Genomic DNA, 14,407 nt, shown 5'->3' with positions numbered 1-14,407 from the left:
GTGATTGTGCTAGGAGAGTATCGAATCACAGGGCGGCGCGCAGCGGATATCGCGGCCAGCGTGGAAGCGGGCATCGCGGGCGGCGGGCTGCCGCCCGGATCGGCGCTGCCGCCCATGCGGGAGCTGGCGGGCGAGCTCGGGGTGAACCCCAACACCGTGGCCGCCGCCTACCGCACCCTGCGCGAGCGCGGGGTCATCGAGACGGACGGGCGGCGCGGCAGCCGGGTGCGCTCGCGCCCCGCCAGCGCACCCCGGGACGCGCTGCGGACGGCGGTGCCGCCCGGCGTACGGGACATCGCCAAGGGCAATCCGGACGCGGTGCTGCTGCCCGCGCTGGGCCCGGCCCTGGCGGGCGCGGCCCGGCGGTACGCCGAGGCGCCGACCCTCTACGGGGAGGACCCCGTCGCCCCGGAGCTGGCGCGGCTCGCGCGCGCCGGACTCGACGCCGACGGGGTGCCGCCCGGCCCGCTGGCGGTGACCTCGGGCGCCCTGGACGCGATCGAACGGGTCCTGGTCGCCCACCTGCGCCCCGGCGACGCCGTGGCCGTGGAGGACCCGGGCTGGGGCGGGGCGCTCGACCTCGTCCCCGCGCTCGGGATGCGGCTGCTGCCGGTGGCCGTGGACGAGGACGGGCCGCGCCCGGAGGAGGTGGCCCGCGCGCTGGAGTCCGGCGCGCGGGCACTGCTGGTCACCTCCCGCGCGCAGAACCCCACGGGCGCGGCGGTCGGCGCCGGGCGCGCGGCGGAACTGCGGGCGCTGCTGGCCCGGCACCCCGGGGTCCTCACGATCGACGACGACCACGGCCACGGGATCGTGGACCTGCCGCTGCATCCGCTGGGCGGGGTGACCCGGCACTGGGCGCTGATCCGCTCCACGGCGAAGGCGTACGGGCCCGACCTGCGGCTCGCGGTGCTGACGGGCGACGAGGTCACCCTCGACCGGGTGCGGGGACGCCAGCGGCTGGGCCCGGGGTGGGTCAGCCGGCTGCTCCAGCACACGGTGGTGGAGCTGTGGGCCTCGGGGGCGGTGGACCCGGTGGCGGTGTCCCGCGCCTACGCGGAGCGGCGCGACGGGCTCGTCGCGGAGCTGCGGGCCCGGGGTGTGACGGCGTACGGGCGCAGCGGGCTCAACGTGTGGGTGCCGGTGGCCGACGAGACGGTGGCGGTGACGAAGCTGCTGGCCGCGGGCTGGGCTGTGGCCGCGGGGGCCGTCTTCCGCGTCGCGTCGGGGCCGGGGGTGCGGCTGACGGTGTCCGGGCTGGACCCGGCGGAGCTGCCCGCCCTGGCCGACGCCGTGGCGGCGGCGGTCCGGCCGGGGGTGGCGGGGGTGCGGTACGACTGAGGGCGCGGGGCGGTTCTCAGTCGTGGCGGGCGGGCGGGCGAGCGGTCGGCCGGGGCGGGTCCTCGGCCGGGGCGGGTGCTCGGGGGGCGCGGGTCCTCAGGGCGCGGCGCGGGTGCTCAGTCGGTGCGGGCCGGCTTGCGGGCGCCCGGGCGGGTCTGGGTGAGGGCCGCGCCGGCCAGGACGATCGCGGCGCCGACCGGGGTGTTCCAGTGCAGCTGCTCGCCGAGGACCAGTACGCCCGCCGTGGTCGCGATGACGGGGATGAAGTAGGTGACCATCTGCGCGGTGGTCGGGCCGACCTCCGTCACCAGCCCGTACTGCATCTGGAGCGCCATCCCGGTGCCGAGCGCGCCCAGCGCGACCACCGACAGGGTCGGCCAGAGCGGGAAGCCGGCCGGGGCGCTGGTGAACAGGGCGCTGACCAGGGCGAGCTGGAGGGTGGAGACCATCAGCTGGGCGCCCGTCAGGGCCACCGGCGAGCCGGGGACGCCGGCCAGGGTGCGGCGTACGTAGATCCAGCCCACGGGATAGCAGAGCGAGGCCAGCAGGGCGAGCGCGGTGCCCTTGGCGTCGACCCCGGAGAAGCCGTGCCAGGCGCCGAGCACGGTGAGCACCCCGAGGAAGCCCAGGCCCAGCCCCGCGAAGCGGCGGCGCGTCGGGCGGTCCTCGGAGAGCGCGATCATCGACAGCGCCATGCCCCACAGCGGCGAGGTGGCGTTGCAGATCCCGGCCAGACTGGACGGAATGCTCAGCTCCGCGTACGCGAAGAGGGAGAAGGGGGCGGTGTTCAGCAGCAGCGCCGCCACCGTGAGGTGCCCCCAGGTGCGCAGCCCGCGCGGCAGCGGCTCGCGGCGCACCGCCAGCACGGCGAGGAGGGCGAGCGCGCCGAACAGGACCCGGCCGAGGGCGACTTGGAAGGGCGCGTACGCCTCCGTACCGACCTTGATCAGCAGGAAGCTGAAGCCCCAGACGACCGAGAGCACGGCGAAGCGGACCCGCCAGTCGAGCAGACCGCGGCGACGGCGGGGGGCGGGGGAGGTGGGGGAGGTGGGGGAGGTCGGGTCGGTGGTCGGGGAGGCCGGATCGGTGGTCGGGGCGGGGGTGGAGAGGGCCTGCCGCCGGGGGGCTGTGGGTGCGCTCATGGCCCTTACTGTGCTCGTATCAACTTCGTAGGACAAGCGAATGTTTCTCCGAGTGACGGCGTAGCATCGCTTACATGTTGAACCTGGAGCGCCTGCGCACCCTGGACGCCCTCGCCCGCCACGGCTCGGTCAGCGGCGCGGCCGACGGGCTGCATGTCACCACCTCGGCCGTGTCCCAGCAGATGGCCAAGCTGGAGCGCGAGGTCGGCCAGCCGCTGTTGGCCCGCAACGGCCGGGGCGTGCGGCTCACCGACGCCGGCCGGCTGCTCGCCGATCATGCCGCGCGGATCATCTCCCAGGTGGAGCTGGCGCAGGCCGATGTGGAGGCCCAGCGCGGATGCGCCGTGGGGGAGCTCCGCGTCGGCGCCTTCCCCACGGCCATGCGAGGGCTGCTGCCGCAGACCCTGTCCGCGCTGCGCACCGGCCATCCGGAGCTACGGGTCCGGGTGCGCGAGCAGGAGCCCGAGGAGAGCATGGCGGCGGTGGTGCGCGGGGACCTCGACCTGGCGCTCGCGATCGACTGGCACAACAAGCGCATGCCGGTGCCCGCGGAGCTGACCCGTACCCACCTGCTGGACGACTCCGTCGACATCGCCGTCCCGGTCGGGCACCCGCTGGAGGGCCGGGACCGGATCTCCCTGGCCGACTTCGCCGACGACGACTGGATCTCCTGGAACGAGGGCCAGTTCTGCCACGAATGGCTGGTGTTCAGCCTGCGCGGCGCGGGCGTCGAGCCGCGCATCACGCACATCGCGGAGGAGCACCACACCCAGCTGTCCTTCGTGGAGGCCGGACTCGGGGTGTGCGTGGCCCCCCGCCTGGGCCGCGGCCCGGTCCCGGCGGGGGTGCGGCTGCTGCCGGTCTGCGACTCCGTACGCCGCCACGTGTACGCGGTCTGGCGCGCGGACGCCGACCGCCGGCCGTCGATCCGGGCGGCGGTGGAGACGCTGCGGGGGGTGGCGGCGGGTCTGGGGTAGGGGGTGTGGGTGAGGCTGGCCCGTTGAGCCGTTGGCCCAACGGCTCAATGTGCTTCTGGCGCACCGATTTTGCGGAAGTCCCAGGAGACGATCGAGTCCGGTGTGAGCCGGATCCACGCGTGCCGGCCGTCGTGGGGCATCTCGTCGATCCCGAAGTTCTTGATGGGGAAGATCCGCTCCGGCTCGGCCAGTTCGGGGCAGGCTTCGCCCGTGCGTGGGGCCTCGCCCACGAAGACGGCGCTCCCGGAGAGCTCGACCCCGCGGAGCTCGTCGTAGGACTCGCCCGCGTCCACGACCACGGAGATCCGCGGGTCCGCGCGCAGGTCGGACCAGCGGCGGCTGCGCGTGATCGAGTACAGCCACAGCGAGCGGCCGTCCCAGGCGAACCACAGCGCGCCCACGTGCGGGCGGCCGTCCGGGGAGACGGTCGCCACCCGGCACGTCCGCTGCTCCCGCAGGAAGGCGTCCACCTCCGCCGGGCTCATCATGATCCGCCGGCCCCGCCGCTGACCCTCGTCCATCGCTCCCGCACCCCTTCACATCTGACTGTGTGTCAGGAAGCATGAGGGCTCTTACGCCGCCACGCCAGGGGGAGCCATGGCCGATCTCGATCCCGCCACGACCGCGCTGCTCACCGTCGAGTGCCAGAACGGGGTCGTGGGGGAGGAGAGCGCGCTGCCCGAACTGGCCAAGGAGGCACGGGACTCCGGGATGCTGGGGCGGGTGGCCGCGCTGGTCGAGGCGGCGCGCGGGGCCGGCGTACAGGTGCTGCACGCGGTGGCGGAACGGCGTCCCGACGGCCTCGGCGCCAACCGCAACGCCCGGCTGTTCCAGGCCGCGGAGCGGCTGCCCGTACGGCAGCTGACCGGCAGCAGGGCGGTGGAGGTCGCCGCACCGCTCACCGTGGCCGCGCAGGACCTCGTCCTACGCCGCCTGCACGGCCTCTCGCCGATGGCGGGCACCGACCTGGACCCCCTGCTGCGCAACCTCGGCATCCGCACCCTGGTCGTCACCGGGGTCTCGTCCAACATCGCGATCCCGAACACGGTCTTCGACGCGGTGAACCTCGGCTACGACGTGGTGGTCCCGTCGGACGCCATCGCGGGCGTCCCGGCCTCGTGCACGGCGGAGGTGATCCGCAACTCCCTCGCCCTGGTGGCCACGATCACCACGACGAGCGCGCTGCTCGAACGGTGGGGTGGTGCGGGGGAGGGGTGAGCGGCGGGCGGCGGGCGGCGGCGCTTTCGCGCGACAGGGGTCAGTCCAGCGGCAGGGCCTGGTGCGCGGCGACGATGGCGTCGATCCGCGCGGCCAGGTCGAAGTCCGCCGCGGTGAGCCGGTTGCCCGCGTCGTGCGTGGTGAGGGTGGCCCGCAGGTGGTCGATCCTCAGGTCGAGGTCGGCGTGATGCTGAATCCGCCGGGACCGGTCGGCGATCGTCACGATGGCGGCCACGGCCGCGTGGTAGCGGATCGCGTAGGTGCGGGTGATCCGGTCGCCGATCCGTTCCCACCCCGGCAACGCCGCCAGATGTCCGGCGATCTCCTCGTGCGTCAACGGCCTCGGCGCACCCATGTCAGCTCCCCTCGTTCACGGGCCCAGGACCTTGGCGAGGCCCCGGCCAACGGGTGCATCGTGCCACGGGCGCATGGCCCGCTCCAGTGCAGCGAGTTCGCGCAGCATCCGCACCGACCGGGTCTCGCCCGCGACGGCCGCCGCCTCGCGGGCGGTCCCGACGGCGTACGACTACCCAGGCCGGCGCGCCCCCTACTGCCGATTGCCCGTGCGCGCGTTGCGGAAGTGAGCAGGGGTCGCCGAGGCCGAACGCGGCGGGCGTCCCCGGAACAACCCGCTCGCGCAGGGAACAGACGGCGGCACGCCGTTTCGCAGCGCCAATGAGTGGAACACCCCCGCTCGCGCGGGGAACACAGGCGGCGATGGCCGGCCAGGACGACGTACGGCGGAACACCCCCGCTCGCGCGGGGAACACAGACGCCCTACTGACGGCATGCCGTTCTGCCGCGGAACACCCCCGCTCGCGCGGGGAACACGCCGCGGCGCTCCCTCGCGGAGGTCTTCTTGGCGGAACACCCCCGCTCGCGCGGGGAACACTCTTCCTGAGCTGCGCGTTCAGGGTGGCTTGGTGAGTTCTTTACTATCGCGCACCCCATGCGGCATGGGCCCATCCTGGCAGATGGGCTGACGCCCGCGCGCCGGAAAGTCAGCGCGACCCCGTGGGCCTCCTCCACCGCGCCGATCCCGCAGCGGATGACCAGGACCAAGCGCCGACACGAGGCACCAAGCCGGTGCCGGTGCCGGTGCCGGTGCCCAAGCCGTGGGTCGAGGTGATGCTGCAGCCGTTGTCAGTGGTGTGTGGTGGACTTCGCGCTGACCGGGTCTTGTGGAGGTGGCGCTGTGGTGATCGATGCACGGTTAGGTGGCAAGTCCAAGGGGCTGGTCGACCCGTACGCGGTGATCGGGCATCTGGTCGACACCGCCGAGGTCTGCGGGGCCGTCTGGGACGGGGGCCTGAGCCCGGTTCAGCGGGAACGCATCGCCGTAGCCCTTGGGCTGGGCGTGGAGGATGCGCGCAAGACGGTCATGTTCTGGGCCGGGCTGCATGATCTGGGCAAGATCATTCCCCAGTTCCAGGACATGCTGTTCAAGGAGCGGCCGCAGCACAGCACCTTCCTCTCGGAGCCGGAGTACGCCCATGACCGTAGGCGTGACAGCCAGATGTCCCGGGTGCGGCACGAGTACGCCACGCACGCCGCGCTGCCGTCGCTCCTCATCGCTCTTGGGTATCCACGGGCCGGCCGCCCCGCCGGACTGCTTCTGACCCAGATCGCCCAGGTGCTCGGCGGGCACCACGGCCGTTATCCGCGCGACAACGAGCCAGGTCATCTTCGTGATCCGGTCGAGTGCCTGCCCGAGCTCGGGTCCGGAGAGTGGGCGCGGCAGCGTGAAGAGCATGTGCGCGCCCTGTACGAGGTGCTGGGGCGGCCCCCGGTTCCGCAGGGTCGTGCGCTCCCGGTGCCGCTGGCGGTCGTACTCGCCGGCATGGTCATCGTCTCGGACTGGATCGCCAGCCAGGAACATGTCGTCGTCGGACAGCAGCGGGCCGCACGCTCGGGCGCGGGGCTGGGCACCCCGGCAGGGCTCGCAGCACACGCGTCACGGATGGAACGTCTGGCGCCGCGCCTGCTGGAGGACGCGGGAGTGGGACGGGTCGCGTTCAAGGGGGGCGGGTTCCATGATCTGTTCCCCCACATCAAGCGTCCACGTCCGCTGCAGTTGAGCGTGGAGGAGGGCCTGACCGGGGCCCGACTGGCAGGGCCGGGGATTCTCCTCGTCACCGCTCCCACCGGTGAGGGCAAGACCGAGACCGCCCTCTACGCGGCCACCCTGATGGGCAGGGCCAGCGGCGCCGAGGGCATCTTCTTCGCCCTCCCGACCCAGGCCACAGCCAATCAGATGTACGGCCGGCTGGCCGGATTCGCACGGGCGAACCTGCTGCACTCCTCCCAACTGACCCTGCTCCACGGAGCCGCCGACCTCTACGCGCCCTACGCCGAGACGACGGCGCCTGCCTCGAAAGACCTGGACGAGGCGGACCCGCAGATCCTGTCCGACCACGAACCGGGAGCCGGCGACGGCGCTCGGGTGTCGGTCGAAGCGGGGCGGTGGATGCGTGACCGAGGCCGCGGCATTCTCGCCCCTCTGGCCGTCGGCACGATCGATCAGGCGCTGATGGGAGTCCTTCCCCTCAAGCGGAATGCGCTGCGGCATTTCGGGCTCGCCGGCAAGACGGTGATCGTGGACGAGGCGCATGCGTACGATGCCTACACCCACGCCCTGATGCTGCGTCTTCTGCAGTGGCTGGGGGCCATGAGGGTGCCCGTCGTCCTGCTGTCGGCGACTCTGACCGGCGACATCGCCCAGGGGATGGTCCGCGCCTATCTCGGCGGAGCCGCCCCCTCCAGCGGTCTGCCCGAGGTGCCGGCTCCCGCCTATCCCGGATGGATCTACGCCTCGGCCGACGGCGGACCGGTGATCGAGCCCGCGGAACCGCCGGCCAGCGAGCAGGAGCGAGACCTCCACGTCGCGGTCCACCGCGTCCGCCACACCTACGATCCGGCCGTCGCGGACGGTCGGCTGGCCGTCCTGCTGCAGACTCTGGACAGCACGGTGGCCCACGGCGGATGTGCGGCCGTCATCTGTACGACGGTGGCTGAGGCCCAGCAGACCTACGAGGCGCTGCGCGTCCACTACCGGGCCTGCTACGGCGACGACTGTCGCGAAGGGGACGGGGCCGCGCCGGAGGACCAGACAGGCGGCGATGCCGGGGCAGGCCCCCGCTTGCGTCTGCTGCACGCGCGGTTTCCGGCGGGCCGACGGGCGGAGCTCACGGCCGAGGCGGAGTCGTGGTTCGGGCGCACGGACACACCGGGGGTGCGGCGCCCGGCGGGCGCCCGCGGGGCGGTGATCGTGGCCACGCAGGTCATCGAGCAGTCCCTGGATCTCGATTTCGACATCGTCGTATCCGATCTGGCGCCCCTCGCCCTGCTCCTGCAGCGGGCAGGCCGCATCTGGCGTCACCTGGCGCCTGCCCCGCCCCGCCCCGCATGGGCCGAAAAGGCACAGCTCGTCGTACTGGCCCCCGTCGACAAGAAGGACGCTCGCCTGGCCGTGCCACCCCGGTCGTGGGGAGAGGTGTACACCCCGTCTCTCCTGCAGCGGACCCTGGAACTCCTCACCGACCTCGGAGGGGCACCCATCGCGGTGCCGAAGGACGTCCAGCGCCTCGTCGACGCCGTCTACGCGCCCGAGTTCCCCTCGACTGCCCCCGAGAAGCTCATGGAACGCGACTTCGAACGGCTCGCATCGGACATGGCGAGCTCCGGCCTGGCCGAGATGGTCGCCATTCCGCCGCCTCGCAGTGTCACGTCGCTTCACCGGCTCACCACCAGCGACGCGGACGAGGACCTGGTCCGGACCCGCCTGGGAATCGATTCGGTCCAGGTGCTGCCTGTCTACGAGGACGACAGCGGCCGGTGGCTCGACAAGGAACGCACCACGCCGCTACCCGTCCGCGGCAGCGGGCCGGGAGGGCGCTTCACCCGCCGGGAGGTACGCGACCTGCTCGCCCTTGTGGGGCCCGTGGCGTACGGGCCATGGCGGACAGCCTGCGGGGTGGACCACCAGCCGCCGAAGTCCTGGAACGACGAGTCCCGTCTGGCTCGCGTCGTCCTCCTGCCGCATCGCGTGCACGGTGACGGCGAGGTGGAGGGAGCGGTCATCGGCGACGTCCGCATCACCTACGACCGGGCGCTGGGACTGGTCACCGAGCGAACGGAATGAGGGAGAGACACCACCGCTGCTCACCATCTTTTGGATTCGCTCACGCGAGGTACCGGAGCGAGCTACCTTCAGAACACCAACGTTGGTTGCCACAAACGGTGTTGACCCGGCAGTCAGCCGGTTCAACACCCGCGTGACCCCCGCCTGCGCGGGGAAGGTGACGGCCGTACGGCCCCACCGCTGCTGCCCATTGGTGCACCTCCGCTGTCGCGGAGAAGGTCCGCAGTCAGTGCAGCCCTCTCAGGGTAGATCCCAGTAGCCGCTGTTCCTACTCCCGGGTACACCCCTTTCCCATCGAGGTTCCACGTCCCATGTCTGATACCCCGGTCGCGCCTGACGACCGCTACCCGCTCGACCGGATGCCCTGGGTCCCCGTCATGACCGAGGCGGGCACCACCCTGCGAGTAGGACTGAGAGAGCTGTTCCTGAGCGCGCATGAGTTCAGCGGTCTGGCAGTGGCGTCGCCTCCGGCGGCATCCGGGCTGCTGCGGGTGCTGTGCGCCATCACCGCCCGGCTGACGGCGCTCGATCGGATGGACGAGGGACCCGAGGTCTGGCTGGACACCCGGTACGAACTCTTAGAGGCCGGCGGCGGCTTCGAGCCGGGCCGCGTCAGGGAATACTTCGACGGGTGCGCGGACGGTCTGCGGCTCTACGACGAGGAACGGCCCTTCCTCCAGGACGCCCGTCTCGACCGTCAGTGCACGTCCACCTCGGGTATCAACAAGCTGGTCCTCGGGCGCCCTTCGGGCAACAACCAGGTCTTCTTCGGTCATTTCAGCGACGACGTGCCCGTGCCGCTGCCCTCCGAGGAGGCGGTGTTGCACCTCCTCGCGCAGCTCTACTACGGGGCTTCGGGGCAGTGCACTCCGCGTACGGTCGACGGGCAGAAGTTCGGCAACACCATGGCCGGCCCACTGCGGCGGGTGCTGTCCTTCCACCCACTGGGCCGTAACCTCCACGAGACCTTGCTGCTGGGCATCCCGCATCCGGCCGAGTGGCCTTCCGCCGATCACGACCGGGTCGATCTCTGCCCGTGGGAGGAGGCCCGGCCGCTGCCCGCTCTGGAGCCTCCGGAACCCCCGGCCGGCCTGATGGAGATGCTGACCGACCGCCACCAGCATGCCGTGCTGCTCCGGCCGACGGCGGACGGGAAGCACGCGGTGGACGCCGTCATCACGTGGGCGCTCCGCAAGAACAGGCCGGATCTGGCCGACCCGTACGTGATCTGGGACGAGAGCAAGGACGGCACCCTGTACGCACGCCGGGCGGACGCTGAGCGTGCGCTGTGGCGGGACCTGGACGGGCTGGTCCTCCAGGACCGGGGAGGGAAGAACCGCAGGCCGCTCATCTTCGAGGGGCTGACGGGCGCACAACTGCCCGAGGACGTGTTCAGTCACCTGCGGGTGGTCGCCCACGGATTCGATCAGGACGGGCAGACGCGGGACCGCAGCCATTTCACCGCCGTGACGCCGCCGTTGTGTGCCCTGCTCGCCTCGTCGGGGGAGTCCTCTGACAGGGAGCTGGCCCGCGGCGTCAAGGAGGGCCGTCAGGCAGCCGAGCACGCCGCATGGCGGCTGGACAAGGCCCTGCGCGCCACGTGGCGGGCGTACACCATGCCGTTCGGTGACGACAGATCGGCAGGGCGGGGGAAGAAGGAACGCGGTGGCGGACCGTGGCTCGAACGGGCATCGGCCGCCTACTGGTCAGCGGCCGAGGAGCGATTCTGGACGCTGCTCGACACGGAGGACTTCTCCCGTTCCCTGGCGGCCTTCGGCGGTATCGCCCTGAGTGTCTTCGACGACCTGACAGCCGCCATCGCATCCGAGCCTCGTGGCGCGAGAGCCCGGGAGAGCTCCCGTGGCCTGGTACGCAGCCTGCTCGGAACCCCTCGGCCCTGACCCCTGCCGCTCCGCGCCCTTGACGCCGTTCCTCCGCCACGCTGAGAAGGACCGATGACCCTGACAACCGGCGAACCCGACGCCCCGCACACCGGTGGCGAAGCACCTTCCGTGCCCCGCAACGACAAACTCGCGGGCTATGACGCTTTCACCGAACGCGTACGGGAGATGTGTGCTCACCCCGGGACGCAACAGGCCCTACGCGTGGGGCTCGGCCGCACCCTGGACGAGATGCCCGGCCGCACCCACGCGGCGCTGCTGCGCCACGGAATCATCCCCGACCGTACGAGCGGCTTGGACAAGCGGGCGTACTACGCAGTGGCCGCCTTGATCGCTTCCCGGCCGCGTGCCGAACGACGCGCGGACGCCGTCGCACGTCAAGAAGCGGCAGAAAAACTGGAGCCGGACGAGCACGTCCCGGACGCGGGCGATGCCTCGGCTGCAGCAGCCGAGTCCGGGGCCAGGGCCGGGCAGCAGAAGAGCTCATGGGGCAGCAGCTTCGGGGAGAGCCTGGCCGCCCTCGCGGCTCGCCGCGGCCGCACGGCCACCGCGGCCGACAGCACCGCGGCAGCCCCGTCCCGCCAACCGGACAAGATCAGTGGCGTGGAACAGCGGCTTCACCTGCTGGTACGCCAGGACATCGACGGCGTCCACCGCATGCTTCCCCCGCTCGTACGCCAGCTTGGATCCGCCGGCCTTCCCGTGGACTACGGCCGCCTCCTCCACGACCTCGCGCGCTGGCCGTACCGGCGCGACGACGTGGTCCTGCGCTGGCTGGAGGACTACTACCGCACGCTGCGCCGTGCGGAACGGTCCGCCTGAAAGCCCCTCCGCACCTGCCCATCCCATCGAGCGCCCGCTCCAGCGAAACCGTCCCAGGGAACGGGCGCCAGACACCAGGAACCGAGACATGACGACCTCACGCACCCCTGAGCCCCCGTTCTCCGGCCCGCGCTACATCGACGTCCACATCCTTCAGACGCTGCCGTTCAGCAATGTCAATCGCGACGATCTGGGCTCACCCAAGGTCGTGACCTTCGGCGGTACCACGCGTACCCGGGTCTCCAGCCAGGCGTGGAAGCGACCCACCCGCCACGCGGTCGAAGCCCGGATCGGGCAGAAGGCACGCCGCACCCGTCGAGTTCCTCTGCAGGTCGCCAAGATCCTTACCGAGGAGCGGGAATGGCCGGAGGACCTGGCGGAGCTCGCCGGCGTGCAGGTGGTCAAGTCCACCGAATCCAAACTCGACTTGGACGACAACGACACCACCGCGTCTTTGCTGTTCCTCCCCGACGAGGCGGCCGGCCGGCTCGCCGACATCGCCGAGAAGCACCGCGACGCCCTGGAGAAGGCCCTCGGTACCAAGGCCGCAGCCAAGCCCCAGCTCCCGAAGGACGAGATCCACGAGATCCTCCGCTCCCGGAACGGATCCATTGCCCTCTTCGGCCGGATGCTCGCCGAGATTCCCGGCGCCGGCGTCGACGGCGCCGTACAGGTGGCTCACGCCTTCACCACCCACGCCACCTCCGTCCAGGCGGACTTCTTCACCGCCGTGGACGACGTCGACCACTGGGCCTCGGATGCCGGTAGCGCCCATATGAACACCGGCGAGTACAGCTCCGGCGTCTTCTACCGCTATGCCACCGTCGATCTGCAGGACCTGACCCGCAATACGGGGGCACCGGCGATCACCGAGGAACTGGCCGGGGCATTTCTCACCGAATTCATCCAGAGCATGCCCGGGGCGAAGAAGAACTCCACCGCCCCGCACAGCATCCCCGACCTCGTCCACATCGCGGTCCGCTCGGACCGGCCCGTCTCCCTGGCCGCCGCCTTCGAACGGCCCGTGCAGGCCACCCGCCACGGCTGGGCGGAACCCTCCCGCGCCGCCCTCGACGACTACGCGGCGAAGGCCCGCCTCCTCCTGGGGGAAGCCGGCCTCACGCACAGTGCGTACGCCGGGGTGGACGACACCTCCCGCGAGGCCCTGGGCGTCCGCGTCCCCTCCTACGCGGATCTTGTCTCCGGCGCGCTGACCGCGGCATTCGCCGACACCGGAAGCGCGCAGGCGTGACCGGCTTCCTGTTCCAGGCCGGCGGACCGCTGCAGTCCTGGGGTGAACACAGCGCGTTCACCGACCGGGACACCGTCGCCCACCCCACCCGCTCCGGCCTGATCGGCATGATCGCCGCGGCCCTGGGCATTCCGCGCAGTGAGGCCCTGAGCCCGGCGGACGGCCCGCCGACGCTCTTCGGCAGTCTCGGCCATCTTCGGTTCACCGTCCGGCACGACCGCCCCGGTACCCGGCTGCGGGACTTCCACACGGTCGGTGGGGGTCTGCCCGCCCATCGCGCCGTGCCCACCGCCAAGGGAGGCAGGCGCGGCGCGGGCCAGGCCACCATCGTCTCCCACCGGCACTACCTGTCCGACGCCGTCTTCACCATCGCCGTCACAGCCCCCCACGCGCCGGACGCCGGCGAACTGACCGACCGGTGCGCGGCCGCACTCGCCGCGCCGCACTGGCCTCCCTACCTGGGACGCAGATCCTGCCCGCCCGGCGCCGTATTCCTCCTCGGGGCCCAGCGCGAGGACCCTGTGGACGAGCTGTACGCGGGTGTCCCGCTCGCCCGGCCCCGTACCTCCGGCAGCAGCGTCCAGGTGCGGTTCACATCGGACACCCCCTTCACCGGCACGGCCGACGACCGTCGGGTCACGGGCCCCCCTTCCTCCAGGGAGGCGGTCACCTTGCTGAACGACGATCCCGTCAGCCTGGCCCCCCACGACCGCGTCTACCGGGCACGCCCGTCCTACAGCACGAGCCGTACCCTTCCCGCCGACCTGTGCGGCGGTTACGGCCCCGACTACCTCGACGCACTCCTCACCTACCTCCAGCCACCCACCACGCCCCAGGACGAGCCTCGATGACCACCCGTACGTCCGCCGCCGTCCCCGGCAGCAGGACCAGCGCAGGAACCCCTCCGGCAGCCGAAGCCGGGGCCCCCGACACCACTACCGCATGGCTGACGCGGCTGCGCCTCAACCCCCTCAGCAAAGCGGTGCAGCACGATCTCAGGGACGCCGCCGCTCTGCACCGGCGGGTCATGACCCTGGTCCCCGACGGCCTGGGGGACAGCCCCCGTGCCCGCAGCGGTCTGCTCTTCCGTCTGGACCACGACGGAGCCGGAACACCGGTCCTTCTCGTCCAGAGCCGCACTGTTCCGAACGCCCAGCGTCTTCCCGCCGCGTACGCGCAAGTCCAGACCCGGGACATGTCGCCGCTGCTCGGCGCCCTCCGGCCTGGCCTGGCCGTCCATTACCGGCTGCTCGGCAATGCCATCAAACGCTGCGGCCCCCACAGCACCGAAGGCCGCTGGAAGCAGGCCCTCGCGCTGTACGGGCCCGACGCGGAACAGTGGTGGGCCACCCGGGCCCACCAGTCCGGCCTCACCCTCCACAGTCTCCAGGCCGACCGGCCCGACACCCCGAGCGCACGGCACGGCTCCGCCCGGACACCCCGCAGGGACAAGGTGGTCATCCACCACAACGGCACCCGCTTCGAAGGCACCGCCACCATCCACGATGCCGAAGCCCTGCGCCACGCCCTCCTCCACGGCATCGGCCGAGCCAAGTCCTACGGATGCGGACTCCTCAGCCTCGCCCCCGCCCACCTCGACGCCTGAACGCCAC

12 protein-coding genes and 1 CRISPR repeat array are annotated in these 14,407 nt (G+C 72.0%); of the genes, 9 read left to right on the top strand and 3 right to left on the bottom strand.

Annotated elements, in window-relative coordinates; translation table 11 throughout:
- Positions 1-6 precede the first annotated feature (6 nt).
- Positions 7-1,341 carry an aminotransferase class I/II-fold pyridoxal phosphate-dependent enzyme gene (locus ABZ873_RS13945; RefSeq protein ID WP_360870098.1) on the top strand — a complete coding sequence of 445 codons (1,335 nt, stop codon included), beginning with the start codon at positions 7-9 and terminating at the stop codon, positions 1,339-1,341.
- Positions 1,342-1,457: 116 nt separating this feature from the next.
- Here the strand turns inward: ABZ873_RS13945 and ABZ873_RS13940 are convergent, their stop codons facing one another.
- A complete protein-coding gene (locus ABZ873_RS13940) occupies positions 1,458-2,483 on the bottom strand; it encodes a DMT family transporter (protein ID WP_360870095.1) in 1,026 nt (341 codons plus the stop codon).
- A 74-nt stretch (positions 2,484-2,557) separates the two neighbouring features.
- Here ABZ873_RS13940 and ABZ873_RS13935 point away from each other — a divergent pair, with 74 nt between their 5' ends.
- Positions 2,558-3,460: a LysR family transcriptional regulator gene (locus ABZ873_RS13935; protein WP_360870092.1), complete on the top strand. Its 903-nt coding sequence runs from the start codon at positions 2,558-2,560 to the stop codon at positions 3,458-3,460.
- 44 nt (positions 3,461-3,504) lie between these two features.
- On the opposite strand, the gene ABZ873_RS13930 is transcribed toward ABZ873_RS13935, so the two are convergent.
- On the bottom strand, positions 3,505-3,981 hold the full coding sequence (locus ABZ873_RS13930) for a pyridoxamine 5'-phosphate oxidase family protein (protein WP_360870089.1): 477 nt from the start codon (positions 3,979-3,981) through the stop codon (positions 3,505-3,507).
- A gap of 76 nt (positions 3,982-4,057) precedes the next feature.
- Between ABZ873_RS13930 and ABZ873_RS13925 the strand changes: the two genes are divergently transcribed.
- Positions 4,058-4,678, top strand: a complete 621-nt coding sequence (locus ABZ873_RS13925) for a cysteine hydrolase (RefSeq protein WP_360870086.1) — start codon at positions 4,058-4,060, stop codon at positions 4,676-4,678.
- 40 nt (positions 4,679-4,718) lie between these two features.
- On the opposite strand, the gene ABZ873_RS13920 is transcribed toward ABZ873_RS13925, so the two are convergent.
- Entirely contained in the window at positions 4,719-5,033 is a 315-nt protein-coding gene (locus ABZ873_RS13920) for a 4a-hydroxytetrahydrobiopterin dehydratase (protein WP_360870083.1), read from the bottom strand.
- Between the two features lie 263 nt (positions 5,034-5,296).
- Positions 5,297-5,570: direct repeats of the CRISPR family, unit length 30 nt; unit sequence GCGGAACACCCCCGCTCGCGCGGGGAACAC.
- 303 nt (positions 5,571-5,873) lie between these two features.
- Between ABZ873_RS13920 and ABZ873_RS13915 the strand changes: the two genes are divergently transcribed.
- The 6 genes from ABZ873_RS13915 to cas6e all read left to right on the top strand — a co-directional run bounded on the left by ABZ873_RS13915 (position 5,874) and on the right by cas6e (position 14,400).
- Complete coding sequence (locus ABZ873_RS13915) at positions 5,874-8,819, top strand: CRISPR-associated endonuclease Cas3'' (RefSeq protein WP_360870080.1); 2,946 nt, start codon at positions 5,874-5,876, stop codon at positions 8,817-8,819.
- Between the two features lie 311 nt (positions 8,820-9,130).
- Positions 9,131-10,720, top strand: coding sequence for a type I-E CRISPR-associated protein Cse1/CasA (gene casA, locus ABZ873_RS13910; protein ID WP_360870077.1), 1,590 nt, complete (start codon positions 9,131-9,133; stop codon positions 10,718-10,720).
- 54 nt (positions 10,721-10,774) lie between these two features.
- Positions 10,775-11,542 (top strand): type I-E CRISPR-associated protein Cse2/CasB, encoded by a 768-nt coding sequence (casB, locus tag ABZ873_RS13905; protein ID WP_360870074.1) that lies wholly within the window; start codon positions 10,775-10,777, stop codon positions 11,540-11,542.
- Positions 11,543-11,630: 88 nt separating this feature from the next.
- On the top strand, positions 11,631-12,794 hold the full coding sequence (gene cas7e, locus ABZ873_RS13900; RefSeq protein ID WP_360870071.1) for a type I-E CRISPR-associated protein Cas7/Cse4/CasC: 1,164 nt from the start codon (positions 11,631-11,633) through the stop codon (positions 12,792-12,794).
- Positions 12,791-13,645 carry a type I-E CRISPR-associated protein Cas5/CasD gene (cas5e, locus tag ABZ873_RS13895; RefSeq protein WP_360870068.1) on the top strand — a complete coding sequence of 285 codons (855 nt, stop codon included), beginning with the start codon at positions 12,791-12,793 and terminating at the stop codon, positions 13,643-13,645. Before cas7e ends, cas5e begins: the two co-directional genes overlap by 4 nt.
- Positions 13,642-14,400 carry a type I-E CRISPR-associated protein Cas6/Cse3/CasE gene (gene cas6e / locus ABZ873_RS13890; protein WP_360870065.1) on the top strand — a complete coding sequence of 253 codons (759 nt, stop codon included), beginning with the start codon at positions 13,642-13,644 and terminating at the stop codon, positions 14,398-14,400. Before cas5e ends, cas6e begins: the two co-directional genes overlap by 4 nt.
- Positions 14,401-14,407 lie beyond the last annotated feature (7 nt).

Origin of the sequence: Streptomyces sp. NPDC047014 (assembly GCF_040644195.1) — a bacterium.
Taxonomy (GTDB): domain Bacteria; phylum Actinomycetota; class Actinomycetes; order Streptomycetales; family Streptomycetaceae; genus Streptomyces.
The sequence above is the reverse complement of the archived record's forward strand: the minus strand, read 5'-3'. Positions and strand labels throughout refer to the sequence as shown.

Coding starts and splice junctions, on each gene's coding strand:
- casA (WP_360870077.1), top strand. CDS start 9,131: ATGTCTGATACCCCGGTCGCGCCTGACGACCGCTACCCGCTCGACCGG.
- ABZ873_RS13940 (WP_360870095.1), bottom strand. CDS start 2,483: ATGAGCGCACCCACAGCCCCCCGGCGGCAGGCCCTCTCCACCCCCGCC.
- cas6e (WP_360870065.1), top strand. CDS start 13,642: ATGACCACCCGTACGTCCGCCGCCGTCCCCGGCAGCAGGACCAGCGCA.
- cas7e (WP_360870071.1), top strand. CDS start 11,631: ATGACGACCTCACGCACCCCTGAGCCCCCGTTCTCCGGCCCGCGCTAC.
- ABZ873_RS13920 (WP_360870083.1), bottom strand. CDS start 5,033: ATGGGTGCGCCGAGGCCGTTGACGCACGAGGAGATCGCCGGACATCTG.
- ABZ873_RS13925 (WP_360870086.1), top strand. CDS start 4,058: ATGGCCGATCTCGATCCCGCCACGACCGCGCTGCTCACCGTCGAGTGC.
- ABZ873_RS13935 (WP_360870092.1), top strand. CDS start 2,558: ATGTTGAACCTGGAGCGCCTGCGCACCCTGGACGCCCTCGCCCGCCAC.
- ABZ873_RS13930 (WP_360870089.1), bottom strand. CDS start 3,981: ATGGACGAGGGTCAGCGGCGGGGCCGGCGGATCATGATGAGCCCGGCG.
- casB (WP_360870074.1), top strand. CDS start 10,775: ATGACCCTGACAACCGGCGAACCCGACGCCCCGCACACCGGTGGCGAA.